The 26,438-nt window shown below is 41.5% G+C and carries 20 protein-coding genes; 14 read left to right on the forward strand and 6 right to left on the reverse strand.

The window, feature by feature from the left end:
- Positions 1 to 30 precede the first annotated feature (30 nt).
- Positions 31 to 1,704 (forward strand): DNA repair protein RecN, encoded by a 1,674-nt coding sequence (gene recN / locus AUR67_RS10390; RefSeq protein ID WP_058585222.1) that lies wholly within the window; start codon positions 31 to 33, stop codon positions 1,702 to 1,704.
- A gap of 47 nt (positions 1,705 to 1,751) precedes the next feature.
- Positions 1,752 to 2,150 carry a hypothetical protein gene (locus tag AUR67_RS10395; RefSeq protein WP_058585223.1) on the forward strand — a complete coding sequence of 133 codons (399 nt, stop codon included), beginning with the start codon at positions 1,752 to 1,754 and terminating at the stop codon, positions 2,148 to 2,150.
- A gap of 74 nt (positions 2,151 to 2,224) precedes the next feature.
- On the opposite strand, the gene AUR67_RS10400 is transcribed toward AUR67_RS10395, so the two are convergent.
- Positions 2,225 to 3,820 (reverse strand): hypothetical protein, encoded by a 1,596-nt coding sequence (locus AUR67_RS10400; protein WP_058585224.1) that lies wholly within the window; start codon positions 3,818 to 3,820, stop codon positions 2,225 to 2,227.
- Positions 3,821 to 4,134: 314 nt separating this feature from the next.
- Here AUR67_RS10400 and AUR67_RS10405 point away from each other — a divergent pair, with 314 nt between their 5' ends.
- Positions 4,135 to 6,177, forward strand: coding sequence for an ATP-binding protein (locus tag AUR67_RS10405; protein ID WP_058585225.1), 2,043 nt, complete (start codon positions 4,135 to 4,137; stop codon positions 6,175 to 6,177).
- A gap of 66 nt (positions 6,178 to 6,243) precedes the next feature.
- The gene (locus AUR67_RS10410; protein ID WP_054561715.1) at positions 6,244 to 6,705 is read left to right on the forward strand and encodes a hypothetical protein; all 462 of its coding nucleotides are present in this window, start codon (positions 6,244 to 6,246) and stop codon (positions 6,703 to 6,705) included.
- Positions 6,706 to 6,727: 22 nt separating this feature from the next.
- On the opposite strand, the gene AUR67_RS10415 is transcribed toward AUR67_RS10410, so the two are convergent.
- The 4 genes from AUR67_RS10415 to gltB form a co-directional block, all read right to left on the reverse strand.
- Entirely contained in the window at positions 6,728 to 7,420 is a 693-nt protein-coding gene (locus AUR67_RS10415) for a response regulator (protein WP_058585226.1), read from the reverse strand.
- A gap of 13 nt (positions 7,421 to 7,433) precedes the next feature.
- Entirely contained in the window at positions 7,434 to 7,646 is a 213-nt protein-coding gene (locus tag AUR67_RS10420; protein WP_235575464.1) for a hypothetical protein, read from the reverse strand.
- A 262-nt stretch (positions 7,647 to 7,908) separates the two neighbouring features.
- Positions 7,909 to 9,324 (reverse strand): FAD-dependent oxidoreductase, encoded by a 1,416-nt coding sequence (locus AUR67_RS10425; RefSeq protein ID WP_058585227.1) that lies wholly within the window; start codon positions 9,322 to 9,324, stop codon positions 7,909 to 7,911.
- Positions 9,325 to 9,333: 9 nt separating this feature from the next.
- A complete protein-coding gene (gene gltB / locus AUR67_RS10430; protein WP_058585228.1) occupies positions 9,334 to 13,791 on the reverse strand; it encodes a glutamate synthase large subunit in 4,458 nt (1,485 codons plus the stop codon).
- A gap of 305 nt (positions 13,792 to 14,096) precedes the next feature.
- On the opposite strand from gltB, the gene AUR67_RS21385 reads away from it, so the two are divergent.
- From AUR67_RS21385 to AUR67_RS10460, 7 genes are all read left to right on the forward strand, one after another.
- Positions 14,097 to 14,363, forward strand: a complete 267-nt coding sequence (locus AUR67_RS21385; RefSeq protein WP_235591822.1) for a hypothetical protein — start codon at positions 14,097 to 14,099, stop codon at positions 14,361 to 14,363.
- A 123-nt stretch (positions 14,364 to 14,486) separates the two neighbouring features.
- Positions 14,487 to 15,740 (forward strand): efflux RND transporter periplasmic adaptor subunit, encoded by a 1,254-nt coding sequence (locus tag AUR67_RS10435; RefSeq protein ID WP_058585229.1) that lies wholly within the window; start codon positions 14,487 to 14,489, stop codon positions 15,738 to 15,740.
- 21 nt (positions 15,741 to 15,761) lie between these two features.
- On the forward strand, positions 15,762 to 16,469 hold the full coding sequence (locus tag AUR67_RS10440; protein WP_058585230.1) for an ABC transporter ATP-binding protein: 708 nt from the start codon (positions 15,762 to 15,764) through the stop codon (positions 16,467 to 16,469).
- Between the two features lie 2 nt (positions 16,470 to 16,471).
- Positions 16,472 to 17,785 carry an ABC transporter permease gene (locus AUR67_RS10445; RefSeq protein WP_058585231.1) on the forward strand — a complete coding sequence of 438 codons (1,314 nt, stop codon included), beginning with the start codon at positions 16,472 to 16,474 and terminating at the stop codon, positions 17,783 to 17,785.
- Positions 17,786 to 17,796: 11 nt separating this feature from the next.
- Complete coding sequence (locus AUR67_RS10450) at positions 17,797 to 19,002, forward strand: ABC transporter permease (protein WP_058585232.1); 1,206 nt, start codon at positions 17,797 to 17,799, stop codon at positions 19,000 to 19,002.
- 81 nt (positions 19,003 to 19,083) lie between these two features.
- Positions 19,084 to 20,412, forward strand: a complete 1,329-nt coding sequence (locus tag AUR67_RS10455) for a sigma-54-dependent transcriptional regulator (RefSeq protein WP_058585233.1) — start codon at positions 19,084 to 19,086, stop codon at positions 20,410 to 20,412.
- Complete coding sequence (locus AUR67_RS10460) at positions 20,412 to 21,704, forward strand: sensor histidine kinase (protein ID WP_058585234.1); 1,293 nt, start codon at positions 20,412 to 20,414, stop codon at positions 21,702 to 21,704. The genes AUR67_RS10455 and AUR67_RS10460 overlap by 1 nt, the downstream gene beginning before the upstream one ends.
- Before the next feature lie 55 nt (positions 21,705 to 21,759).
- On the opposite strand, the gene AUR67_RS10465 is transcribed toward AUR67_RS10460, so the two are convergent.
- Entirely contained in the window at positions 21,760 to 22,098 is a 339-nt protein-coding gene (locus AUR67_RS10465; RefSeq protein ID WP_054551536.1) for a Grx4 family monothiol glutaredoxin, read from the reverse strand.
- 264 nt (positions 22,099 to 22,362) lie between these two features.
- On the opposite strand from AUR67_RS10465, the gene AUR67_RS10470 reads away from it, so the two are divergent.
- The 3 genes from AUR67_RS10470 (at position 22,363) to AUR67_RS10480 (ending at position 26,419) form a co-directional block, all read left to right on the forward strand.
- A complete protein-coding gene (locus AUR67_RS10470; RefSeq protein ID WP_054551537.1) occupies positions 22,363 to 22,944 on the forward strand; it encodes a superoxide dismutase in 582 nt (193 codons plus the stop codon).
- 239 nt (positions 22,945 to 23,183) lie between these two features.
- The gene (locus AUR67_RS10475) at positions 23,184 to 25,106 is read left to right on the forward strand and encodes a PrkA family serine protein kinase (RefSeq protein ID WP_058585235.1); all 1,923 of its coding nucleotides are present in this window, start codon (positions 23,184 to 23,186) and stop codon (positions 25,104 to 25,106) included.
- A 26-nt stretch (positions 25,107 to 25,132) separates the two neighbouring features.
- Positions 25,133 to 26,419: a YeaH/YhbH family protein gene (locus AUR67_RS10480; RefSeq protein WP_054561727.1), complete on the forward strand. Its 1,287-nt coding sequence runs from the start codon at positions 25,133 to 25,135 to the stop codon at positions 26,417 to 26,419.
- The last annotated feature ends 19 nt before the right edge of the window (positions 26,420 to 26,438 follow it).

The following is a 26,438-nucleotide window of genomic DNA, read 5'->3' on the forward strand; positions in this document are numbered from 1 at the left end:
AACAGTTAATTAGCTGGATGGATAAACAGTATGTTAATCGGGTTAGAAATTAAAAACTTTGCCATTGTAAGTAATTTAAGTACTGAGTGGCACAATGGTATGACAGCCATTACAGGTGAAACAGGTGCGGGTAAATCAATTGCAATTGATGCCCTCTCTTTATGTTTAGGTGAACGCGCTGATGCTGGTGCCGTTCGCCCTGGTACTGATCGTGCAGAAATATGCGCACAATTTGATATTAGCAAACTCCCTCTTGCCCAACACTTTTTAGAGCAACATTTACTCTCAAACAACGAAGGCGAATGTTTACTACGCCGTGTTATTTGCAAAAATGGCCGTAGCAAAAGCTATATTAATGGCAGCTCAGTTACTGCTGCACAGTTAAAAGAGTTAGGTCAGTACTTAATTTCTATTCACGGGCAACATGCCCATCAACATTTATTAAAAGCTGAACACCAGCTACATCTGCTTGATGCCTATGCCGGCCACAATCAGTTATTAGCTGATGTTAAAGAACGCTTTAAAGCCTACCAAGCCTTACTTAAAGAATTTAACCAGCTTGAACAACAACAGCAGCAACAGGCAGCTCAAAAGCAATTACTTGAGTATCAAGTAGCCGAACTAGATGAATTTGCTCTGCAACCGGGTGAATTTGAAGAGATTGAAGCTGAGCATCATAAACTAAGCCATAGCCAGACTATTTTAGAGTCATGCCAACGTGAGCTACAACACTTATACGAAAGTGATGAGCAAAGTGCGTGTTCATTATTGCAACATAGTGCTCAACAATTTGCAGAACTAGCAAGCTACGATGAGAGCTTATCTAGCATAGCATCACTACTGAGTGAAGCTGCCGTTCAAGTTGAAGAAGCAAGCCGCGAGATACGCAGCTATGTTGATGTTACCGACTTAGATCCCGCGCGCTTAGACGAAGTTGAAACTCGTTTAACAGGTGCTATGGATCTTGCCCGTAAACATCACATAAAGCCAGAAGAGCTTGTTGAATTTCATCAATCAGTTGCCGAAGAATTAGCATCAATTAGTTATAACAGTGACCGCCTTGTTGCACTTGAAAGCGAAATCAGCGATGCCCTTGAGCAATACAAACAAGCAGCTCAACTATTAAGTGAAAGCCGCCATAATTATGCGGATACGCTTAATCAGTTAATTAGTGATAGTATGGCGAATTTATCGATGGAAAACGGTAAGTTTGCTATTGATATTCAACAAGCTAGCGATAAAGCACCAAGTGCAATGGGTTTTGATACTGTGTCGTTCTTGGTATCGACCAACCCGGGTCAACCGCTACAAGCACTGTCTAAAGTGGCCTCTGGTGGTGAATTATCGCGCATTAGTTTAGCTATTCAGGTAATTATTGCTCAGCGTGTTACAACGCCGACCCTCATTTTCGATGAAGTTGATGTAGGTATTTCTGGCCCTACTGCTTCTGCAGTCGGCAAGCTTTTGCGCCAATTAGGTAAATCAACCCAAGTTATCTGTGTGACTCACTTGCCTCAAGTTGCAAGCTCTGGACATCAGCAATTTTTTGTAGCCAAAGAAATTGCAAACGGCGAAACCTTTACACAAATGAATAAACTTTCAAAAGATGGCCGTATCGATGAAATTGCCCGACTACTTGCTGGCGACAACATCAGTAAAATGGCAAGAGCGAATGCCAAAGAACTAATTAGCGCACATGCATAAGTTGATAATTAATACTGTTGAGAGTTTAAGTTGGTTAGAGTTTAGAAATGAATACTAAAAATATGTTTACCGCTTTAGTGCTTGGCTTGATTGCACTGATTTCAAGTCATTCACAGGGGGCAACAGCTGATTCAGCTTATCAAGGTGCGCAATTAATTGTTATTTTATTTGAATGTATTTTAATTGCTCTCCCGACTACCGCATTTTTGTTGGTTATTTGGAGTCGTTGGAAGCATTTACGTTTTAAGCAGTTGCTACAAACTGCGTTAAATTCATCTTTGGTATTAATGCTAATTAGCATGCTAGCAGTTAATCAATTAACACAAAGCATATCGTCTTTGTTGATTGTTTTAGCTGTCAGCCATACATTGCTTGTTGGTGTTAATTATTTACTTGTTAAGCAGCACACTAATAGAGTGAAAAGCACCCTCACAGGCTGTTGGTAAAAAATCATAGTTAAATATAAAAATCGCGAAGCAAAAATACTTCGCGATTTTTTAGAGTCATTTATATATTAAACTTACTCAATTTCACTCGCGAAATTAATTAAGTTCATAAATAAACGCTCAGTCATGCTTGAAACACCTGTTCCATCAGTATAATTACCCTCTTTATTCTGCGAGTTAACTATACCGTTATCAGATAATAGAATGTCGCCAGTTTCAGAGTCCAACACAATCGTAGGCAAGCCATCTTGATTGACTGCTAATACTTGTGTACCTGCCGGCATCACAGAAAAATACCCTCTCGCACCACCTGCTTGATTGAAACTAGTTACACCGCCAAATGGGCCTGCAAAAATAGCTTGCTGAGCTTGAGTACTTACACCATCAGGATTTTGTGTATTTGGACCATCGACATAGCCATCACGAGTAACCGTATAACCCCACTTTGCATACACTTTTTCATTCGGCATATCAGAATCAGCTGCTATGATGGTTACATTTCCTGATTTTTTTGACCAATTATAAAGCTCTTGAATTTCTGTATCTGTGAAGTCTGTATTATAGAAACTTCCCATGAAAAAGATATCTGTGTCGTAAGAGTCGATAGCTGCTTCAGTAATAGAATTTGCAGCAGCAAAGTCATGATTAATCGACAGTGTTTTATTTACAATTCCACCTTCGCCAAAATTTGCAGAGCTCATTAGTTTTGCAACAGGTTTGTCGAATAAATAAGCATTCATTGTATAATTTTGCCAAGTTGCTTCCCGCTCTTTATCGATACTCGTGATAACAAACGACTCAGCTCCTGTACTACAGGTTGGCTGGGCGTAACACGCAACCGGTTTTAATGTGTTTACCGTTAAATCATTTATACGCACCGGGTAAGTCCCCATTGCACAGGTTTTACCCGTTTCAATCGACGCTTTATAAAGTTTAGTTACGTTGTAATTACCTTGATCGTTTATTACTTCGCGTGAAATAAGCAGCTCACCATTTTGGTCAAGTGCTGCACCTGTCACTGTCGTTAAACCATGCTCAGACTTTTTCGATAACTCAAGTGTAGAAAGGTCTAAAGAGAAAACGCTGGTTGCAGACACTAAATAGACTTCACCATTTTTAACAACCATATCGCCACGGAAAATATCTAAGCTACTTCCGTAACCAGTCATATTGCCTACAAACTGGGTTTCACCAGAATCTGGGTAAATAACATATAACTTACTGCCTTTAGAGCCGTAAATAACATCACGATTTGGGTCATATGCTAATCGAGTCATTGGCTTTGAACGAGCCACTTCTGCATGCTCACCTGTTTCCATGTCAACATAAGCTAATTTAGTATATTTATACTTTTCGCCTTTAATTGGTAAGTCTTTTAATTCATCATCTGATAAGTTCAAAGAGCTCGGATCTAGCTTATAAGTTAAAGCTCGGGGAGCTGATACATAATACAAACGATTACGAGTACTATCGAACGCCATTGCCGCTGAAGAAAACTTCGCTTTTGAATGAATTGCTGCAGTTTGGGCTTGTTCATCAAGCGAAAAAACAACGCCTAAATGACCTCGACCAGAGTTAATACCATAAAGCTCGCCTGTACAGCTATTTGCCGAAGCATCTGTAGCAACGGCTCCGCAAACCATCAATACAGATAAGATAGATTTTTTCATTGTATTTTCACCTGAAGAATTAACCAAAACTTTATTATTAGTAAAAATGGTAAATAAATTATTTATCACTAACCTAATTGTGTATAAATTATGTTCAAGCTAATTCTAGGCTTCAGTCTATTGAATACAATCAGAAATTTTTGATAATGGTACAAAAAGGTGAAAAATAATAACAACTCAGGTTTTACTGAATTTATTGCAGCACTATATAACTAGGTAAGATTTTGTCAGTATATTTTGTTAGCTACTAGCTCCATAATTTGCACACATTTGCTGGTTAGTATAAGAACACATTAAGCTTATTCTAACCACAAATGAAATACTCTTTACTTATCGCTACATGTTTACTCTCTTTTTCGTGTGTAGCAACCTCACTACCTAGCTCTCTATTAAATCAAGTCACTGACCTTGAGAACCAAGGCAAGCTCAGTGAAGCACTCACTATTCTTGAGCAATACAAAGATAATAATAACGCGACATCGAGCCCCGAAGTTGCAATGGCACAAGCGCCTCTTTTACGTAAACAAGGTCATTACAACAAAGCGATTGAACTGTTATCGCCATTACAAAAGCTTGCGAGTTTAAGTAAAAAAGACCAATACCACATTCAAAAAGAGCTAGGGATCAACTACCGTCGCCAAGTAAAAACAATAGAAGCAAAAAATCATTATATGGCAGCCTTAGCGCTTGCGAACGAGCTTGAGGACAAAAACCTACAAGCACAAAGCCATAGCAATTTAGGTTCACTATACGACACGCTGAATGATCTTGAACAATCAATGCATCATCAAGTAAAAGCACAAGCGTTATTAGAAAACAGCGATAATTATGAACTAGTTGCCACTAATTTTTATAACTTAGCAAACCTTGCTCACAGGCTTGATGACCTCTCTCAATCTGAGTACTTCTATAAAAAAGCACTCGAGTTTGATATTAAAACCAAAAACCAAATGAATATTGCAGATACCAGCTTACAGCTGGCCAAGCTGGTGTATAAACGAGGTGATTTAGAGCAGGCTCTCCCCTTATTAAATAACGCCTATACCCGTTTAGCCGATATCAATGCCTATGAGAATATGGCGACGGCGAAGCATACGTTGATGCAACTGTATTTGAAAATAGGCAACCAGCATATGGCGCTCAGTAGTGCAGAGTCTGGGCTCAACGCAGCGCTTAAATCTGGCTCGGCTTTAAGTAAAATTTACTCTTACTTTAACTTAATTGAATTACATTTAGCACTTAAAAACCCTGAGCTCATTGCTCTTTATTTAAATCGAACAAAAGAGTTGTTAACTGATATCAATAACCGCTTATTGAATCAAAAACAGCACGGCTATACCGCAATTTATGCTGAACTTATCGGTGATTACAAGTTAGCAACTGAGCAGCTAAAGCTTGAAAATAAACTTGCTGAGTCTTTATTTGAAGAGCATTTAAATAAAGCCGTTGAAAAGAATAAAAAGCAATTAACAGCAATCGAGCAACAGCAACGTATTGATGATGAAATTCAAAAAAACAAACTCGCAACTGCACAAATGAATAACCAGCGACTAGAAAAACAGATTTGGTTGTTATCTGCTGGTATTGTTTTGTTGTTTAGTACCCTTGCGTTAGTGCTCTATTACTTCAAGCATCGAAAAGCGTTATTTAAAGCCAAGCTTTATCAATATAACTTAATTGAAAAAGACAAAATGCTTGCTGATATCTCTCATGAATTACGCACTCCACTGAGTGTATTGAAACTGCATATAGAAGCGCTTGAGCTCGATATTCAGGAAAACCGCGATCTCGCCTACAGCAAAATTAATGGCAAGATTGCGCAACTTAATAACTTAATTTCAGATGTGTACCAGTTATCTCAAGCTGAAAACAAAACCCTTACATTGAACCTTCAACAATATAATGCCGCGCAAATTTTTGCTGAATACGAGCAAGACATGCGCCGTTATGTTTGCAGTCATCAGCTCACATTTTTTGCTGACATTGTTATTGCTAATGATGTTGAAATCACGGTAGATAAACAAAAGCTCGACCAAATCCTCAACAATATTTTTACTAATGCGTGTCTATACACAGACACGCCAGGCCATGTCCGCCTTAAAGTTCGGGCCAGCAAGCAAGAGCTGTTCATTCAAGTCGATGATACTTCCCCAGGTGTCGGTAAAGCACATATAAGCAAACTTTTTGATCGCTTATATCGTGTTGAAGAGTCTCGTAGCCGCGCATCAGGAGGTTCAGGTTTAGGGTTATCGATTTGTCAGAGTTTTGTCGAGTTGATGTCAGGTAATATTAACGCGTTACCAGGTAAGTCAGGTGGCTTATGTATCAGAATATTACTGCCTTTAGGCAATAAATAAGCCTCTCCATTTTTCCACCACAATTTATTGCTTAAATAGCACTATAAACTACTGTGGAATGGAACCATGTCAGAGTCATTAAAGCACGCTCAATGGGCAAAATCTGTTGAGCGTAAACACCGCCAAAGCAAAGTTAAAAAAACCAAAAAGTCGCCACTGCCAATTTACGCGGCCCTTGCCAGCATAATGTTAAGTGCAGGGCTCTATTATGCAAGCTACGAAAAGCCAATAGAGTACCCTCCACTATCTGAAGCTGCTAAACAACGTATTTCTCAGTTCTTTGCAAAGCAATTCTTAATGGGCCAGTGGCGCTTAAATCAAATAAAGTACTCAACTAATGCGATTCAGGTCTATGTACAAACGCCTACTGCGATAGCCCTTGAAGGTGAGGCGTTAAGCCAATATTTACATTATGCGTTGTGCCCTAGTCCTAGCAAACGCATTTGGCAAGATATTCAAGCAAGAGAATTATCAGTGTATGTGTTCAGCCATTCTATTCGAAAAGGTGAACGTACTTTGTGTAACTGATATGAAAGCGATGAACGCCAAATCAATCGATTTGACGTTCATCATAGCGATAGCCTGCACCGTAAACGGAAGCGACTATCTTAGGAGAGAACTGTAAATTCTTTAGTTTTTTGCGAATATTTTTGATATGACTGTCGATTACGCGGTCGGTAATATCAAAGTTATTGGGTTGGATATGATCAAGTATCTGCTGTCTTGAAAAAACGCGCTTAGGGGCTTTGTACAAAAGCTTAAATACGTCAAATTCCACTTTAGTTAAACCCAAAGACACGCCTTTAATCTCAACTTCAAGCGCATCTTCGTTTAAGCAAATAGTAACTGGCGTTTCAACAGTTTCATTGCCACTAGATACTGGCGCGCAGCGCCTTAAAATAGCTTTAACACGCATCACCAGCTCTGCACCGCTGAAAGGTTTACAGACATAGTCATCAGCACCATGCTCTAGCCCTTTCAACCTATCAGCCTCTTCGACTTTAGCGGTTACCATAATAATAGGCACCATAGAAAAAGCGCGGATCTGCTTCATGCACTCCACGCCATCTAAATTGGGTAACATTACATCTAGAATTATTGCATCTGGACTATTTTCTTTAACCCACGACACCACAGCACTTCCATCAGTGATGTGGTGAGTAGTAAAGCCAGATGCATTGAAGAACAACAGCACTTGTTCTGCAATATCTAAGTCGTCTTCAACGACTAATATCTGCGGCATTTTTATTTCCGTTTTATATTTTTTTTATTGTTTTTAGTTGTTGCTTCACCATCGCTTTAAGGGCGTCTGATAAGGTTTCATCTAGTAAAACCATAGTCAGAATATCGTGCAGGTCTTCACTATTCATGACCTCATTGAGTAAATCATTTTCAGATTTTGAACTTGGCTGAAAAAAGCTTAACTGCTCGTTATTTGTGTGTTCGCAAAACATTTTCTTTTTATCCATGTTGTTAGCATCAAATATTCAGATGGGCTTCTGCCTCTGATAAACATTAAAACGCAACAATATGGAGCAAATATGGAGTTAGTACGAAATAATGAATTTTTTCTGTTTAACTGTAAAATTCATTCATAGATTGTAGGTAATAAGCGTTGTTTTTTCATTATTTTTCTGAATCTTGATTTGATTCTCTAAACAGCTAAAAAATAGGCAATAAAAAAGCAAGCTCGGTAGCTTGCTTTTAAAAATGTTAAATGGCGCTTTAGAGTTAAACGTCTAAGTAATCCATAATCCCTTCAGCGGCATTTCGGCCTTCGAAAATAGCTGTTACCACTAAATCTGAGCCGCGGACAATATCGCCACCAGCAAAGATTTTAGGATTGGTTGTTTGGTGAGTAAATTCACCTTTTTCTGGTGCATTGATACCACCCCAATGATTGATTTCAACACCGTACGGTTCTAACCAATCCATTTTATGAGGTTTAAAACCAAACGCCATGAGCACTTTGGTTGCTTCAATAACATGCTCAGAACCAGCTACTTCTTCAGCACGACGACGACCATTTTCGTCCGGCTCACCAAGTTGCGTTTTCACCATCTTGACGCCAGCAACTTTACCTTGCTCGTCGACCACAATGCCTTTAGGTTGAACGTTAAAGGTAAATTCTACGCCCTCTTCACGGGCATTTTTAACTTCACGTTTTGAGCCTGGCATGTTTTCTTCGTCACGACGATAAGCACAGGTTACTTTTGCAGCACCTTGTCGAATAGAGGTTCTCACACAGTCCATTGCTGTATCACCACCGCCTAACACGACGACTTTTTCGTTCGCCATATCGATATAAGCTTGCTTATCTTCTGCATAGCCCATAACTCGATTTGTGTTACCAATTAAGAACGGCAGTGCATCAAACACACCATCAGCATCTTCGTTTTCAAGGCCTGCACGCATACTTTGATAGGTACCAACACCTAAGAATACGGCATCATATTCAGCCAATATTTCATCAAGAGTAATATCAACACCAACTTCAGTGTTTAGCTGAAATTCGACACCCATTTCAGTGAAAATTTCACGACGCTTTTGCATTACTTCTTTTTCAAGTTTGAATGAAGGAATACCAAACGTAAGAAGACCACCGATTTCTGGGTGACGATCAAACACAACAGGCTTAACACCGTTACGTACTAAAATATCCGCACAACCTAAACCAGCTGGACCTGCACCAATGATAGCCACTTTTTTGTCAGACCATACCACATACGACATATCTGGTTTCCAGCCCATTTTAAATGCCGTATCAGTGATGTACTTTTCGATATTGCCGATAGTGACAGCACCAAACTCTTCTTCAAGTGTGCAAGAGCCTTCACACAAGCGATCTTGTGGACAAACTCGTCCACACACCTCTGGTAAGCTATTTGTACGGTGAGACAGCTCTGCTGCTTCTAAAATACGGCCAGTACGAATGAGCTTTAACCATTGTGGAATATAGTTATGTACTGGGCATTTCCATTCACAGTACGGGTTACCACAATCTAAACAGCGATCTGCCTGTGAGTTAACTTGTGTCTCAGAAAACGGCTCGTAGATTTCTACGAAAGATTGTTTACGTGCTGAAATTGGCTTTTTACGCGGATCAACACGTTGTACATCGATAAACTGGTATACATTTTCGCTCATACTACCCCCTTACTGAGCCTGAACACGAAGCTCTGCGCTGCTGCGCGCTCGGTGTCCGAGTAAACTTTTTACATCACTAGATTTTGGCTTAACTAATTTAAACATTGGCATGTATAAATCGAAGTTAGCTAAAATCTGCTCAGCGCGGTTTGAGCCTGTAAGCTCTAAATGCTCAGCAATAAGCCCGCGTAAATGTTCTTGATGTGACGCCAACCCTTCAAGCGTTACAATCTCAACAAGCTCAGGGTTAATGCGTTTTTCAAAGTCATTGCCTTCATCAAGAATATAGGCAAAACCACCTGTCATACCTGCACCAAAGTTGATACCTACTTTGCCAAGTACGCAAACCACACCACCTGTCATATATTCACAGCCGTTGTCACCAACACCTTCTACAACCGCTTGTACGCCTGAGTTACGCACTGCAAAACGCTCACCAGCGCAGCCTGCAGCAAATAATTTACCGCCCGTTGCACCATATAAACAGGTATTACCGGCAATGGTTGCTTTGTGGCTTTCGAATGATGAACCCAGCGGCGGGCGAATTACTAGCTTACCGCCGGCCATGCCTTTACCAACATAGTCATTGGCATCACCAACGAGTGTCATTTCAAGGCCACCAGCATTCCACACACCGAATGATTGACCCGCTGTACCATGAAGCTCAATAGAGACAGGATCAGCAGCCATACCTTGGTTACCATGTTTAGAAGCGATATAGCCAGACAACATAGCGCCCACTGAGCGGTCTGTATTGCAAATACGGTTAACCAGTGAGATACCCGATTTTTCGTCAATTGCTTGCTTGGCTTTTTCAAGCAAGGTTTCATTTAGCTGACCTAAGTAGTGCGAGCTATTAGGCACACTACAATACAAGGTTTCACCCGTTGGATTGTTTGGTACAGCAATAACAGACGACAGATCGACTTTCTTTTGTTTCTCTGTGTTGCCTTCAATTGCTTCAAGTAAGTCCAAACGACCAATTAAATCTGTTAAACGAGTAACACCTAAACTTGCCATAATTTGGCGAGCTTCTTCGGCTATGAACTTAAAGTAGTTCATCGCCATTTCTGGCAGGCCATGATAATGCTTTTGGCGCAGCGTATCGTCTTGCGTTGCAACACCGGTAGCACAGTTATTTAAGTGACAAATACGTAAGTATTTACAACCTAGTGCCACCATAGGGCCAGTACCAAAGCCAAAGCTTTCAGCACCTAAAATAGCCGCCTTAATAATATCTAAGCCTGTTTTCAGACCACCATCTGTTTGTAGGCGAATACGGTGACGTAAACCATTTTCTACCAGCGCTTGCTGGGTTTCAGCAAGACCAAGCTCCCAAGGGCTACCTGCATACTTAACAGAAGTAAGCGGGCTTGCACCTGTGCCACCGTCATAACCAGCAATGGTAATTAAATCGGCATAGGCTTTAGCTACGCCAGTTGCGATAGTACCTACACCCGGCTCAGAAACGAGTTTCACCGAGATCAGTGCATCTGGGTTTACTTGTTTTAAATCGAAAATAAGCTGGGCTAAATCTTCAATCGAGTAAATATCGTGATGCGGCGGAGGCGAAATCAAGGTCACACCTGGCACTGAGTAACGTAATTTTGCAATATACGGCGTTACTTTTTCACCCGGTAATTGACCACCCTCACCTGGTTTTGCACCTTGCGCCACTTTAATCTGAATGACATCAGCGCTACGCAAGTAATGTGGTGTAACACCAAAACGGCCCGAAGCAACTTGCTTAATACGTGAGTTTTTCTCTGTGCCGTAGCGAAGCTTGTCTTCACCACCTTCACCAGAGTTTGAGCAACCACCTAAGCGGTTCATTGCAATCGCGAGTGCTTCATGCGCTTCTGGCGATAATGCACCAATACTCATTGCTGCTGAGTCAAAACGTTTGTAAAGCTCAGTTGCAGGTTCTACGTCATCAACACTCACACCTGTATCAGGAATTTTCACCGCCAACATGTCACGTAAATTGGTGATCGGACGGTTATTTACTAAATCAGCATATGCCAAGTAGTCTTTATAATCCCCAGAGCGCACTGCTTTTTGTAGTGTTTGAATTACATCTGGGTTATAAGCATGGTACTCACCACCGTGAACATATTTTAATAAGCCACCATGACTTAATAACTTACGTTTACTAAATGCCAGTTTATGAAGTTTACGTTGGTCATCATCAAAATCAGTGAAACACGCCCCTTTAATACGACTAGCTACACCGTTAAAACAAGTTTCTACAACCGCATCTGATAAACCAACTGCCTCAAATAACATTGAGCAGCGGTACGAAGCGACAGTACTGATACCCATTTTCGACATGATTTTATACAGACCCTTATTAATTGCATTACGATAAGCAAGCGTTACTTCGCAATAGCTCTTGTTCAGGGTCTTTTTGTCACTCATTGCAACTAATGATTCATAAGCAAGGTAAGGATAAATTGCCGTTGCACCAAAACCAAGTAGTACCGCAAATTGATGCGCATCACGTACACTACCTGATTCGATGATGATATTAGATTCACAACGTAAGTTATTATCGACTAAACGCTTTTGAATTGAGCCAACCGCCATCGCAGCCGGGATCGGTAAATGCGTTTCGCTAAAGTTACGATCACTTAAAATAAGCATGACACAGCCTGACGCTGCTTTTTCTTGTGCTTCATCACAAATACGTGTGATTGCGTTTTCTAAGCCTTCTTCTAATGTGTAAGTGATATCAATTTTACAGTAGCTGTAATGCTCATCGTCAGCATTGATCAGCTGCTGCATATCAGCGTACATCAAAATCGGCGTATCAAACTGTAAACGCTTAGCGTGGCCGGTTGTTTCGTTAAATACGTTTTGCTCACTACCAATACACGTCGCCAGTGACATCACGTGATTTTCACGAAGCGGATCAATTGGTGGGTTGGTTACTTGCGCAAATTTCTGTCGGAAGTAATCGAACAGTGAACGATGACCCTCTGACAGTACCGCAAATGGCGTGTCATCACCCATTGAACCTGTTGCTTCTTGACCATTTTCACCCATAACACGAATTACGCTATCAAGCTCTTCGTTGGTGTAGCCAAACATTTTTTGATACTTAAGCAGTGTTTCGTCATCAAAAGAACGATTACCCGCATCTTTTTCAGATAACTGTTCAAATGGCGTTAAACGCTTAACGTTTGCTTCAAGCCATGCTTTATATGGATGGCGTGACTTAAGATCTTGGTCAATCTCATCTGAATGCCAAATTTTACCTTGATGAGTATCAATTACTAATAACTCACCAGGGCCAACACGGCCTTTCTCAACCACTTCGTCTGGCGCGTAGTCCCAAATACCTACTTCTGAGGCAAGGGTAATAAAACCATCTTGAGTGATGACATAGCGCGCAGGGCGTAAACCGTTACGGTCAAGATTACAAGCGGCAAAACGACCGTCAGACATTACAATACCAGCTGGGCCATCCCATGGTTCCATATGCATTGAGTTAAAGTCGTAGAATGCACGTAGGTCATCATCCATAGCACGGTTTTTTTGCCATGCTGGCGGCACAAGCATACGCATTGCACGGAATAAATCCATGCCACCGGCTAAGAACAACTCAAGCATATTATCTAAGCTTGAAGAGTCAGAGCCGCTTTCGTTAACGAATGGTGCTGCAGATTGCAAATCAGGAATAAGTGGTGAGGCAAACTTATACGCACGGGCACGAGCCCATTGGCGGTTACCTTGAATCGTATTAATTTCACCATTATGCGCTAAATAGCGGAATGGTTGCGCGAGCGGCCAACGAGGTTGTGTATTAGTAGAGAAGCGTTGGTGGAATACGCAAATCGCACTAGTCATGCGAATGTCAGCTAGGTCTAAATAAAAGTTAGGTAAGTCTACAGGCATCATTAAGCCTTTATAGACAGTAACTAAACCAGATAAGCTAGCAATATAAAAATGTTCATCGTTTTCGAGGCGCTTTTCAGCACGACGACGCGCTACATACAAGCGACGTTCTAAATCTTTTGGACGCCATCCTTCTGGTGCGCTAACAAAAATTTGCTCAAAGCCTGGTAATTGTTTTTTTGCAATTGGCCCTAAACATGACGCATCAGTCGGTACTACACGCCAGCCTTGAATGCTCAAGGTTTCTTTTTCGAGTTCTTCACTCAACACATCTTTAGCTGTTTGCGCAAGTACAGGATCGGCATTTAAAAATACCATGCCAACGGCGTAGTTCTTTCCTAGGTGCCAATCATGTTCGCTGGCAATAGCACGAAAGAAACTATCAGGTTTTTGCATTAATAAACCACAGCCATCACCTGTTTTACCATCAGCAGAAATACCCCCACGGTGTTCCATGCGATCTAAGCCAGTGATTGCTGTTCGAATCAAGCGGTGACTCGCCTGACCATTGACCTGGGCTATTAAGCCAAAGCCACAATTATCTTTTTCTAATTTTGAGTCGTATAACATAGACCCCTCCCCTTGCTACAACGACTAGCGGTTCAGTCTTTTGTGACAGTGCTAGCAGACGAACAAAACTATCGCCAAATACCTCATGAGTCAATAGAGTTTTGAATACATATTCATATTCATGAATATTTCTCACTTAAAGCACTTTTTAAATTCTATGCTATTTTTTTACATTTAGTCGTATTTTACCCGTTATTTTTTTATGACACTGGTGTCAAATTTAACAACTTGTAAAAAAATAATCTAAAAACCGGCCGCTTTACGTTAACGTAAACTGCGCCTTATTTTGAATAATTATTCACCTTATGAATATCAATGCAGTTTTTGACGTGGTCTCGCCTAGCCTAACTGCATCATTATTTACTCTTGGCTTTAGCATAGTTACAAACTATGTATCTGAGCAGACTACCTTAGTCGCAATGACTGAGTTCTTTACCCTTGCGTCAACAATCAGCAATTTAAAAGTGTCCGCTGCGGACACTTTTTCTGTCCGCGGACAGACTTCAATTCACCAATTAATAATAAAACCATTAAAAATCAATACATTAAAAATTGGCACGCTACTGGTATAGATAAGACATCAGCGAAATTGAGGATTTCAAAATGTTCACTATCAGTTTGTTTATGGCTTCTCCACTTACCATGCTTGCCGTTGGCTTCATGATTGTGTGTTTTGAGAATCGTAAGGAGTTATGATGATTAAGGATACCAGTGCCCAAGATATTACCGTGGCTAAGAAAAACACCATTAAAAAGCCACTAATAATTGCTGCAGGTGTAATACTTGTTGGTGCGCTTGGCTTTCAAGCATTGTTTGCCAGTAACGATGGCAGCATTTCGGTTGATGCAGCAAGCCTACAAATTAGTGAAGTAAGCCAAAAGACACTCACCAGAGATGTAGCAGCGAGCGGTAAAATCGTTGCAGCTAATGCGCCAAAGGTTTATAGCCCAGAACGCGGTTTTGTCGATTTAAAAGTAAAAGCCGGTGACAGCGTTAAAGTAAATGAAGTGATCGCAACCGTAACCAGCCCAGAGCTAACCAACGAGCTAAAACAACAACAATCAGTATTAGCGCGATTAGAAGGCGAATTACAACGCAAGCAACTTGAAGCGCGTAGACAAAAGTTGAGCCTGACTAAAGCACTAGATTTAGCGCAAGTTGAACTCAATGCCGCAGATAGAGAAAACCGCCGAGCTAAAATCTCAATCGAAAAACATTTAATTAGCCAAATAGATTTAGAAAAAGCCGTTGATGACTTAGCCCGTGCCAAGCTTTCATATAAGCACGCCGAGCAAGAAGTCAGCTTAGCTAAAGATACCCTCGCATTTGAGCTAAAAGCAGCAGAGCGTGATCTGGCACGTCAGCAACTGATTGTTGATGACTTACTAAGACAAGTAAATGAACTCACTATTACCGCTAGTGTAAGCGGCATTGTGGGTAACTTATTAGTGCAACAAAAAGAAGCGGTCACACAAAGCCAACCATTAATGACATTGGTCGATTTAAGTAACTTTGAAGCAGAACTGCAAGTACCAGAAAGCTACGCCAATGAGCTGGGTCTTGGTATGCAAGTTGAGCTTACTTTGGGTGCTCGTCATGTCACAGGCACCCTATCGGCTATTTCACCTGAAGTGAATAACCGCGAGGTCACAACCCGGGTACGCTTTGACAATGAGATTTCGGGCATTCGCCAAAACCAACGCTTAACCGCACGTATTTTACTAGAGAATCGCGACGATGTATTGCAAGTGAAACGCGGCGCATTCTTACAACAAGGTGGCACCCATGCTTATAAAGTTGATGGTGACATGGCTTATTTAATCGATATAAAAACCGGTGCAAGCAGTATCAATGCTGTGGAGATAATTGAAGGTGTAGAGCCTGGCGATAAGTTAATTATCTCAAACTACGATCGCTTTAAAAAAGCACCCACACTGGTTTTACGCTAACAAATAAAAGGAATAATCAACATGCTTACAATGAACAACATCAGCAAAGTGTATCAAACAGATATGGTACAAACGCATGCCCTTCGCGACTTTAATCTACAAGTTGAAGAAGGTGAATTTATTGCCGTAACGGGCCCAAGTGGCTCAGGTAAAACCACATTTTTAAACATCGCCGGTATGTTGGAACCATTTAGCGAAGGCCAATACATGTTAGACGGTATTGATGTGGGTAAGCTAAACGACAACCAGCGTGCAGATCTTCGTAATCAAAAAATTGGTTTTATTTTCCAAGGATTCAACCTAATTCCAGATTTGAACCTCTATGAAAATATTGAAGTACCACTGCGTTATCGTGGTATTAAGGCCGCCGATCGTAAGCGCCGAATTGAGCAATGCCTAGAGCAAGTTGGTTTAGCATCACGCGCTAAGCACTTACCGCAACAACTTTCTGGTGGTCAACAACAACGTGTGGCTATTGCCAGAGCCCTTGCTGGTGAACCGCGCTTTTTACTTGCCGATGAGCCAACTGGTAATTTAGATAGTTTAATGGCGCGTCAAGTGATGGAGCTACTTGAACAAATCAACCGTGATGGCGCAACCATCATCATGGTTACTCATGATCCTGAACTTGCCCGCAGAGCACCACGTAACATCCAAGTTGTTGACGGCCAACTCGCTGACTTCACCTTGTATCAAGGCACTCAAAACCTTAAAGCGGCTGGAGTGTAACCATGTTCCTTCATTATTTAGATTTAAGCTGGCGCAGCTTTAAGCGCACGCCACTTGTGAGCTTTTTAATGGTATTGGCCATTGCTATTGGTATTGGCGTAACCATGACAAGTTTATCTGTGTATCACATGATGTCGGCAGACCCTATTCCTGAAAAAAGTAGCGACCTTTATTCTGTACAGTTACAAACCATGGATGAAGGCCGTACGTGGTGGACAGTCGATAACATGCCACTGCAATTAACCTATCAAGATGCCGTTAACCTTAACCAGGCCAAAGCAGGTGGTAAACGTGTCACTATGGTTAGAACGGGTTTTTCGGTTTATTTAGACTCAGATAAAGTTAAACCATTTATTGGTCAAGCACGCCTAACCACGCCTGATTTTTTCGATATGTTTAACCTATCTTTTATTTACGGTGGGGTTTGGAGCGCGCAACAAGAAGCCGATGCAGCCCCTGTTGTGGTGATCAATAAAGAATTAAACGACAAACTATTCGCAGGTGAAAACCCTGTCGGCAAAATGGTGTACCTCGATGATGCCAGCTACGAAGTTATTGGCGTGATTGATGATTGGGATATCACCACCAAATACTATGATCTGAACAACGGTGCATTTAATAAGACCGAGCAACTATTTTTACCATTTAGCCTAATGAAAGCCCGAGAGCTTGAAAACTGGGGTAATACCAATGGTTGGAAGCACGAAAAAACCAATACCTTTAACGACAAGCTCAATTCTGAAATGGTGTGGTTACAATTTTGGGTTGAACTAAAAACCCCCGCAGAAAAGCAAGCTTACCAAGACTTTTTAATGGCCTATATGCAAGAGCAACAAAAGTTAGGTCGTTTTAACCGCGAAAAATTAACCGCTACCTTACGCGATGTAAATGAGTGGATGCAGTACAACAATGTCGTTAGCGAAGACAATGAAATTCTGGTTGGCCTAAGCTTTATGTTTTTAGCGGTATGCCTTGCCAACATTTTAGGTTTATTACTAGCGAAGTTTTTACGCCGCGCTCCTGAGGTTGGTGTACGCCGTGCATTAGGTGCCAGCAAACGCCAAATATTCTTTCAACATATTGTTGAGGTTGCCATGTTAGGTTTCTTAGGTGGCATCTTGGGTATTATTTTGGCGCAAGTAGGTTTGTTAGGCGTACGCCAAAGCTATAGCTACTACCAAAGCTTAGCCACTATGGACTTAACCATGCTACTTAGCGCACCAGTGATTGCAATTAGCACTTGTGTGATAGCGGGTCTATATCCTGCTTGGCTGGTATGTAAAACCAACCCTGCTATTTATCTTAAGAGCCAATAAGGAAGACATCCATGTTAGAAATTAAACCTATCTTTCACGCCTTATGCCGCTCAAAAGTTGGCGCTATTTTATTACTGATCCAAATTGCCATCACCACAGCGATTGTTAGTAATGCGGCGTTTATTATCCAAGACAGAGTTAGCTATTTAAGCCAAGAAACAGGCTACCCTGAACAAGATATTTTCGTTTTTAATGTCATGATGTTTGGCAAAGATGTGTCGCCGTCTCAGCAATATGAGCTTGATGAAGAAATGCTTCGTCAAATACCTGGGGTAGTCGATGCTGCTTATTCGAGTAACACACCGCTTTCGGGCAGTGGTTCTTCGTCAGATTTTAGTTTAAAGCCAGCACCTGAAGAGAGTAAATCAGCCCGTACTTCTTACATGTTTATCGATGAACATGGCATCAATACCTATGGTGTAAAACTCATTGCTGGGCGTAACTATACCGAAGACGAAGTGATCGTCACCGATAACTATGATGAGCTTTCAAAAGTAACCGTTGTCACTAAAACCCTACTCGATGAGCTGTTCCCCGACGGTAATGGTTTAGGCCAAACAGTCTACTTTGGTGACATTCCAATGAAAATAATTGGTGTTATTGATCTAATGAAAGGCCCATGGCTTAAAGATAGCCGCCCAGATAACGTAGCACTGCTGCCTTTTATTAAGCCTGGTACAAATGCACGCTTTGTAGTTAGAACAGAGCCTGGTCAACGTCAATCGGTCATGAACCGTGTTGAAGAAGCCATGCTGAAAAACTACAACAAACGTGTTATTTCTCGCATTCGTGGCTTAGATGACGATAAAGAGTCATACATGGCAGAAGATACATTAATGATGCGCATGCTGATTGTACTTATTACTATTTTAGTGTTGGTGACGGCCCTGGGTATTTTCGGCCTAACGCTGTTCAATATTAGCAAGCGTACTAAACAAATAGGCACTCGCCGCGCTTTAGGCGCCAGAAAATCTGCCATCATCAGTTACTTCTTAGTTGAAAACGCCATGATATGTATAGTTGGTTTAGTGATTGGTGTGATTGCTGCCGTGTATTTAGGGCAATTACTGATGCAGCACTTTTCAATTGCTCAGCTTGATATTAGCTACGTACTTGCTACTGCGCTGGCAGTGTTCGCTATGAGTTTATTAGCGGTACTTGCCCCTGCAAAACGGGCTGCGAATATCTCACCGAGCATTGCAACTCGAACAATTTAGTTCTCCCAACCTATGCTACACTGGATTTAAAGTGTAGCATTCATCTTGCACCCTTATTAGGAAAATAACTAAAACAATAATATGGAAAAAATACTGATCGTCGACGATAACCCAGCCATTTTGGATGCTTTGTCGTTATTACTCGAAATTCACGGTTTTGATGTTGTTACAGCAAGTAACCCTTTTGAGGCAATTCAAGCCGTACAATACCAACGTATTGCGCTTGTTATTCAAGACATGAACTTTACCGCCGACACCACTTCCGGCGAAGAAGGCAAAGAACTTTTTTATGCCTTACGAGACATAAATCCTCACCTACCGATTATTTTGATCACCGCATGGACAGAGCTTTCTACTGCCGTTGAACTTGTCAAAGCTGGGGCGGCTGATTATTTACCAAAACCATGGGACGATGCCAAGCTACTTACTTGTGTAAATAACCTAATCGAGCTGGGTAAAGCAAAACAACAAAACGAAACCTTTACCCGCCACCAGCAAGAACGTGACGCATCTGTACAACAAGCAAATTTAGTAGGCTTGGTTTATAAAAGTACCGCTATGGAGCACATTGTTAATCTTGCGATTCAAGTTGCTAAATCGGATATTTCAGTACTGATCACAGGCCCCAACGGCAGTGGTAAAGAGCGCATTGCGCAAATAATACAGGCCAATTCATTATTAGCAGATAAACCCTTTATCACTGTTAATGCGGGTGCTTTACCAAGCGAGCTTATTGAGGCTGAGTTATTTGGTGCAGAAGCTGGCGCCTATACAGGTATTACTAAACAGCGTATTGGTCGTTTTGAAGCGGCCGATGGTGGCACCCTATTTTTAGACGAAATTGGTAACTTGACACTTTCTGGGCAAATGAAATTATTACGCATTTTACAAACCGGCGAATTTGAACGTTTAGGTTCAACACGAACACGTAAAGTGAATGTGCGGGTGATTTCAGCTACCAATGAAGATTTAAGTCATGCAATTAAAACAGGTCAATTTCGAGAAGACCTTTACTACCGCTTAAATGTAATTGAGTTAAATTTACCAAGCCTTGCCCATCGCCCTGATGATATTTTAGCTTTGGTCGCACACTTTTTACCTGAGCGCACACTGTCGCTAAGTACAGAAAAAGCCCTGCTCGCCCATAGCTGGCCGGGTAATGTTCGCGAGCTTGAAAATGCCTGTAAACGCGCTGCAGTTTTAAAACCCACAGGAGTGATTGAACTTGCTGATTTTGGCTTACAAGTTGAAACAAACACCCCAACACAAACAAGAGCTGAGCCTAACAAACAAGAGATTGAGCTTGCCATGCGTGAGTACAAAGGTGTGATTGCTAAAGTGGCTCGCCATTTTGGCTTAAGCCGCCAAGCGCTTTATCGCAGGCTTGATAAATTTAAGATTGAATACTAATGCGTTTTTCGTTTCGATATAAAATCATAACTTTGTGTATTGCAGCGTCTGCATTGCCGCTTGTGTTGGTCTGTTACTTTGCGGGCATAAGCTTGTTTTACAGCTTATTAGCCCTGCTCGCTTGCGCCTTGATCAGCGGATTTTTTGCTGCGCAATTATCAGCTCCGCTCATTGATGGCATGAACTCACTCGAAACCGGGCTGCTTAATTTTAAAGATGGTGAGCTGGCCACATTATTAGCCTATGATGGCAGCGATGAACTTGGCGATTTATGCCGGCTTTATAACCAAACCGCAAAACAGCTTCGCCAAGAAAAACAATGGATTTATCAGCGTGAGTTGATGCTCGACAAAGTACTGCAAAGCTCCCCACAAGCTGTGCTTTTGACTAACGACCAAGGCTTTATTGTGTATAGCAACCACAGTGCCCGCAGCTTACTCGATGCTAAATCAGCCCTTGAAGGCGCCAAGCTTGAAAACTTATTAGATTCAAGCTGCGAGCAATTAACGCGTGCGATACACAAAGGTGTCGATGGTTTATTTACCCTCGACAAAGCAGATCAAGAATCTCAAACTTGGCATATGGCAACAGGCCGATTATTACTTAATAATCAGTTTCATCAACTGTATGTTTTTAAACAGCTGACTCGCGAGCTAAGCCGCCAAGAAGTAGAGGTATGGAAAAAAGTTATTCGTATTATTAGCCATGAGCTTAACAACTCCCTAGGGCCAATGTCATCAATGCTTCATAGCGCGCAACTTTTAACAAAAGAAGTCGACGAGCCACGTTTAAAACGGGTATTTACCACCATTGAAGACCGCATAAAACACCTTAATGAGTTTGTACAAGGCTATGGTAAATTTGCTAAGTTACCCACCCCTCAACTATCAACGATTAACTGGCCGACGCTGATTGAGCAGTTAAAAAGTCAGTGGCAGGTCGAGGTATCACTTGATGAGCGTGTAACAACTGACGCTGATCACACACAGCTCGAACAATTACTTATAAACTTATTAAAAAATGCCTATGAATCGGGTTCAAACCCCGAAGATGTCAGCTTAACTGTGCAACAAGAAGCAAGTGGCACACACATCACAGTGAGTGATAAAGGTAAAGGCATGAGTGAAGCTGTAATGGCTAACGCACTTATTCCCTTTTACTCAACCAAAGCAACAGGCAGCGGTTTAGGGTTAGCACTTTGCAGGGAAATAGTTGAAGCACATCACGGGCAAATTAGCTTACATAACCGCGAGCAAGGTGGTTTAAGCGTGCATGTTTTGCTGCCAGCTTGATAAATTTGATATAACAAAAGCCGCAATCAGCGGCTTCTTTCCACACTAAATATAATTATTCAGCGTCTTTTTCTTTGTACTTTGCTGCTGTTTCAGTGATTAGTGGCTGTAATTCACCACGTTGAAACATTTCGATGATAATGTCACAACCACCGATAAGCTCGCCTTCTACCCATAGTTGTGGGAAAGTTGGCCAGTTTGCGTATGCAGGTAACTCTGCACGGATATCTGGGTTAAGTAGAATGTCAACGTAAGCAAACTGCTCACCACACGCCATAAGTGCTTGTGATGCTTGTGAAGAAAAACCACAGTTAGGTAACTTTGGTGATCCTTTCATGTAAAGAAGGATAGGATTTTCAGAAATTTGCTGTTTAATTTTATCGATGGTTTCCATTTACAACCTCAAAAAAGACATTGGCTTACTACATTGGCCTTGAAAAAGTTTCACTGTGGCCTCAGATATATAACTTAAAATCGGCATTCGTAGCCACAATTTTAAATAGTCTTTAGCAATAGCATTGCTGTTTGCTAAAACTTGAGTAAAATACTCAACAATTATAGTAACACTATAATACCACTTGGTATAGGGAAGTACGCGGTTTACCTTGCTATTACCTATAACTGAGTGGACTATCAACCAAGAAGATGGAGATAAAAAATGGCATTTGAACTACCGTCACTACCATACGCAATCGATGCATTAGAGCCACATATTTCAAAAGAGACTCTAGAGTTTCACCACGGTAAACACCACAACACTTACGTTGTGAAATTAAACGGTCTGATCCCAGGCACAGAATTCGAAAACAAATCTCTAGAAGAAATCGTATGTTCTTCAGAAGGTGGCGTATTTAACAATGCTGCACAAATCTGGAACCACACGTTCTACTGGAACAGCTTATCTCCAAACGGCGGTGGCGAGCCTACAGGCGCAATCGCTGACGCGATCAACGCTAAATGGGGTTCTTTCGACGCATTCAAAGAAGCGTTAAACGACAAAGCAGTAAACAACTTCGGTTCAAGCTGGACTTGGTTAGTTAAACTAGCTGACGGCACACTTGATATCGTTAACACATCAAATGCTGCAACTCCTTTAACTGATGAAGGTGTTACACCAATCCTAACTGTGGATCTTTGGGAACACGCTTACTACATCGATTACCGTAACGTTCGTCCAGATTACCTAAAAGGTTTCTGGGCATTAGTTAACTGGGACTTCGCGAACGCTAACTTCGCTTAATCTTCTGTTACTAGCAGTAATCAAAAAAAGACGCTTCGGCGTCTTTTTTATTGCCAGTGCACGCCCCTTCTAAGTCGCAGCCAAGCCCTCAGCCAAAAAGCGTAATCAAGATGAGCTTTTTTCAATTAAATTCTTAATTTTCTTGCGCAAAAATTCAAAATCGTGACTAAGCTTTAATTAGCCTTTGCTTTTCTCTTAATCTAATTACACGTCATTTTAGCGGGTTTTCGGAGGTCTCTATGAGTATTTTTGAGCATTACCAATCACGATACGAAGCAGCGCAAGAAGAAGAATACAGTATTGAGGAATTTCTCGAGATCTGTAAGAAGGATAAATCAGCTTATGCCAGCGCACCTGAACGGCTATTGATGGCCATCGGTGAGCCGGAAATTATCGACACATCAACCGATGCGCGCTTAAGCAGGCTGTTCTCTAATCGCGTAGTCGCACGCTACCCTGCATTTCACGATTTTTATGGTATGGAAGATGCCATTGAACAAATCGTTTCTTATTTAAAACATGCTGCGCAAGGCTTAGAAGAATGTAAGCAAGTACTGTATTTACTTGGTCCGGTAGGTGGCGGTAAATCATCCATTGCTGAAAAGCTTAAGTACTTAATGCAGCAAGTACCTATTTACTCAATCAAAGGCTCGCCTGTTAACGACCATCCATTAGCGTTATTTGACCCAAATGAAGACGCTGAACTTTTAGAAAAAGAATATGGCATTAAACCGCGTTATTTAAAAACAGTGATGTCACCCTGGGCCGCAAAACGTTTAAGTGAATTTAATGGTGATATTAGCCAATTTAGAGTGATTAAGCGCTTCCCATCAATTTTAAATCAAGTTGCGATTGCAAAAACTGAGCCCGGCGATGAAAACAATCAAGACATTTCAGCGTTAGTGGGTAAAGTCGATATTCGCCAGCTTGAGCACTTTGCACAGAACGACCCTGATGCCTATGCCTACTCAGGTGCACTTTGTTTAGCAAACCAAGGCTTAATGGAGTTTGTGGAAATGTTTAAAGCGCCAATCAAGGTGCTACACCCACTGCTTACAGCAACGCAAGAAGGCAATTACAACGGCACTGAAGGCATTAGTGCCCTGCCATTTAATGGCATGATTTTAGCTCACTCAAATGAATCTGAGTGGCAAACATTTAAGAACAACAAAAACAATGAAGCATTTTTAGACCGTGTTTACATCGTCAAAGTACCTTATTGTTTACGTGTATCTGAAGAAGTTAAAATTTACAATAAACTACTCGAAAACAGTGAATTACATGATGCCCCTTGCGCACCGGGCACATTAAAAACACTGGCACAATTTACCACCCTTTCGCGTATTAAAGAGCCAGAAAACTCAAGTATTTATTCAAAAATGCGGGTGTATGACGGCGAAAGCTTAAAAGATACTGATCCGAAAGCGAAGTCGTATCAAGAATACCGCGATTACGCGGGTGTAGATGAGGGCATGACCGGGCTCTCTACCCGATTTGCATTCAAGATTCTATCACGGGTATTTAACTTCGATACCACTGAAGTGGCTGCCAACCCAGTGCACTTATTCTATGTTCTTGAACAGCAAATTGAGCGTGAGCAATTTACCGCCGATGTTGAAGAGCGTTACTTAAGCCACTTAAAAGGATACCTCATTCCTCAGTATGTAGAGTTTATTGGTAAAGAGTTACAAACAGCCTATTTAGAGTCTTACTCAGAATATGGGCAAAACATCTTTGACCGTTACGTCACTTATGCAGATTTCTGGATTCAAGATCAAGAATACCGTGACCCAGATACCGGCCAGTTATTTGACCGTGCAGCTCTTAACGCAGAACTTGAGAAGATTGAAAAACCTGCGGGTATTTCAAACCCTAAAGATTTCCGTAATGAGATAGTTAATTTCGTACTACGGGCGCGTGCCCACAACCAAGGCAAGAATCCGCTTTGGACCAGCTACGAAAAACTTCGCACGGTTATTGAGAAGAAAATGTTCTCAAATACCGAAGATCTGCTGCCGGTTATTTCCTTCAATGCGAAAACCTCTGCAGAAGATCAGAAAAAACACGAAGACTTTGTCAATCGTATGGTTGAGAAAGGCTATACCCAAAAACAAGTACGTTTACTTTCTGAATGGTATTTACGCGTTAGAAAATCGCAGTAAAAAACGTTTGTTTTAAGGGGGTTGTTATGGCGCATTTTATTGACCGACGCCTGAATGGAAAAAACAAAAGTACCTTGAATCGTCAACGGTTCATCAGGCGTTATAAAAAACAGATTAAAGAAGCGGTATCTGATGCCATTAATAAGCGCAGCGTAACCGATACTACTAGCGGCGAGAGTATCTCTATTCCGCAACGTGATATCAGTGAGCCTATTTTTCATCAAGGACGTGGTGGCGACCGTGAACAGATCCACCCAGGCAATGACCAATTCTCTACGGGCGACAAAATCAAGCGCCCGCAAGGAGGCGGTCAAGGTGGTGGTAGCGGCGAAGGTGAAGCCAGTGACTCTGGTGAAGGACAAGACGACTTTGTATTTTCTATTTCAAAAGATGAATACTTAGATTTACTGTTTGAAGATCTTGAGCTGCCTAACCTGCAGCAAAACCAGCTCGATAAACTGGTGCAAATGAAAACCCATCGCGCTGGTTTTTGTAACGACGGCATGCCAAGCAATATTGATATTGTTCGCTCACTACAAGGCTCGCTTGCTCGAAGAGTGGCAATGACTGCAGGCAAAAAACGTCACCTTGCTGAGCTTGAGGGTCAGCTCGCTCTGCTACAAGCTGAGCAGCAGCCAGACAAGGCGGCAATTGCTTTACTTGAACGCCAAATTGAGGAGTTGCAAAACCGCATTAAAGCAGTGCCTTTTATTGATAATTACGACTTACGTTTTCGTAATTATGAAAAGCAACCACACCCAACAAGCAAAGCTGTCATGTTTTGTTTAATGGATGTGTCTGGCTCGATGGATCAAGCAACGAAAGACATGGCAAAACGCTTTTATATTCTGCTTTATCAATTTTTAACTCGTAGCTACAAAAATATAGAGGTTGTCTATATTCGTCATCATACCCAAGCGAAAGAAGTCGACGAGCAAGAGTTTTTCTATTCTCAAGAAACGGGTGGCACCATAGTATCAAGTGCATTAAAACTGATGAACGAAATCATCGCCGAGCGCTATAACCCAGAAGAGTGGAATATTTACGCAGCGCAAGCCTCTGATGGCGATAACTGGGCTGATGATTCGCCAAACTGTGGCGAAATTTTACGTAATAAACTGTTAAAGGCGGTGCGCTATTACGCCTATATCGAAATAACTGCCCGTGCTCATCAAAGTTTATGGCGAGAGTATCAATCAATAGTGCAAACCCACGACAATTTTGCCATGCAACACATTCGTGGCGTTGAGGACATTTACCCTATTTTCCGTGAATTATTTAAAAAGAATCGTCAGCAGCAAGGCGCCGCATAGCCTTGCCAGTGAGGTAAAG

The sequence above is a fragment of the Pseudoalteromonas sp. XI10 genome (assembly GCF_001469895.1).
In the GTDB taxonomy this organism is placed as follows: domain Bacteria; phylum Pseudomonadota; class Gammaproteobacteria; order Enterobacterales; family Alteromonadaceae; genus Pseudoalteromonas.

Coding starts and splice junctions, on each gene's coding strand:
- recN (WP_058585222.1), top strand. CDS start 31: ATGTTAATCGGGTTAGAAATTAAAAACTTTGCCATTGTAAGTAATTTA.
- AUR67_RS10395 (WP_058585223.1), top strand. CDS start 1,752: ATGAATACTAAAAATATGTTTACCGCTTTAGTGCTTGGCTTGATTGCA.
- AUR67_RS10400 (WP_058585224.1), bottom strand. CDS start 3,820: ATGAAAAAATCTATCTTATCTGTATTGATGGTTTGCGGAGCCGTTGCT.
- AUR67_RS10405 (WP_058585225.1), top strand. CDS start 4,135: ATGAAATACTCTTTACTTATCGCTACATGTTTACTCTCTTTTTCGTGT.
- AUR67_RS10410 (WP_054561715.1), top strand. CDS start 6,244: ATGTCAGAGTCATTAAAGCACGCTCAATGGGCAAAATCTGTTGAGCGT.
- AUR67_RS10415 (WP_058585226.1), bottom strand. CDS start 7,420: ATGCCGCAGATATTAGTCGTTGAAGACGACTTAGATATTGCAGAACAA.
- AUR67_RS10420 (WP_235575464.1), bottom strand. CDS start 7,646: ATGGATAAAAAGAAAATGTTTTGCGAACACACAAATAACGAGCAGTTA.
- AUR67_RS10425 (WP_058585227.1), bottom strand. CDS start 9,324: ATGAGCGAAAATGTATACCAGTTTATCGATGTACAACGTGTTGATCCG.
- gltB (WP_058585228.1), bottom strand. CDS start 13,791: ATGTTATACGACTCAAAATTAGAAAAAGATAATTGTGGCTTTGGCTTA.
- AUR67_RS21385 (WP_235591822.1), top strand. CDS start 14,097: ATGAATATCAATGCAGTTTTTGACGTGGTCTCGCCTAGCCTAACTGCA.
- AUR67_RS10435 (WP_058585229.1), top strand. CDS start 14,487: ATGATTAAGGATACCAGTGCCCAAGATATTACCGTGGCTAAGAAAAAC.
- AUR67_RS10440 (WP_058585230.1), top strand. CDS start 15,762: ATGCTTACAATGAACAACATCAGCAAAGTGTATCAAACAGATATGGTA.
- AUR67_RS10445 (WP_058585231.1), top strand. CDS start 16,472: ATGTTCCTTCATTATTTAGATTTAAGCTGGCGCAGCTTTAAGCGCACG.
- AUR67_RS10450 (WP_058585232.1), top strand. CDS start 17,797: ATGTTAGAAATTAAACCTATCTTTCACGCCTTATGCCGCTCAAAAGTT.
- AUR67_RS10455 (WP_058585233.1), top strand. CDS start 19,084: ATGGAAAAAATACTGATCGTCGACGATAACCCAGCCATTTTGGATGCT.
- AUR67_RS10460 (WP_058585234.1), top strand. CDS start 20,412: ATGCGTTTTTCGTTTCGATATAAAATCATAACTTTGTGTATTGCAGCG.
- AUR67_RS10465 (WP_054551536.1), bottom strand. CDS start 22,098: ATGGAAACCATCGATAAAATTAAACAGCAAATTTCTGAAAATCCTATC.
- AUR67_RS10470 (WP_054551537.1), top strand. CDS start 22,363: ATGGCATTTGAACTACCGTCACTACCATACGCAATCGATGCATTAGAG.
- AUR67_RS10475 (WP_058585235.1), top strand. CDS start 23,184: ATGAGTATTTTTGAGCATTACCAATCACGATACGAAGCAGCGCAAGAA.
- AUR67_RS10480 (WP_054561727.1), top strand. CDS start 25,133: ATGGCGCATTTTATTGACCGACGCCTGAATGGAAAAAACAAAAGTACC.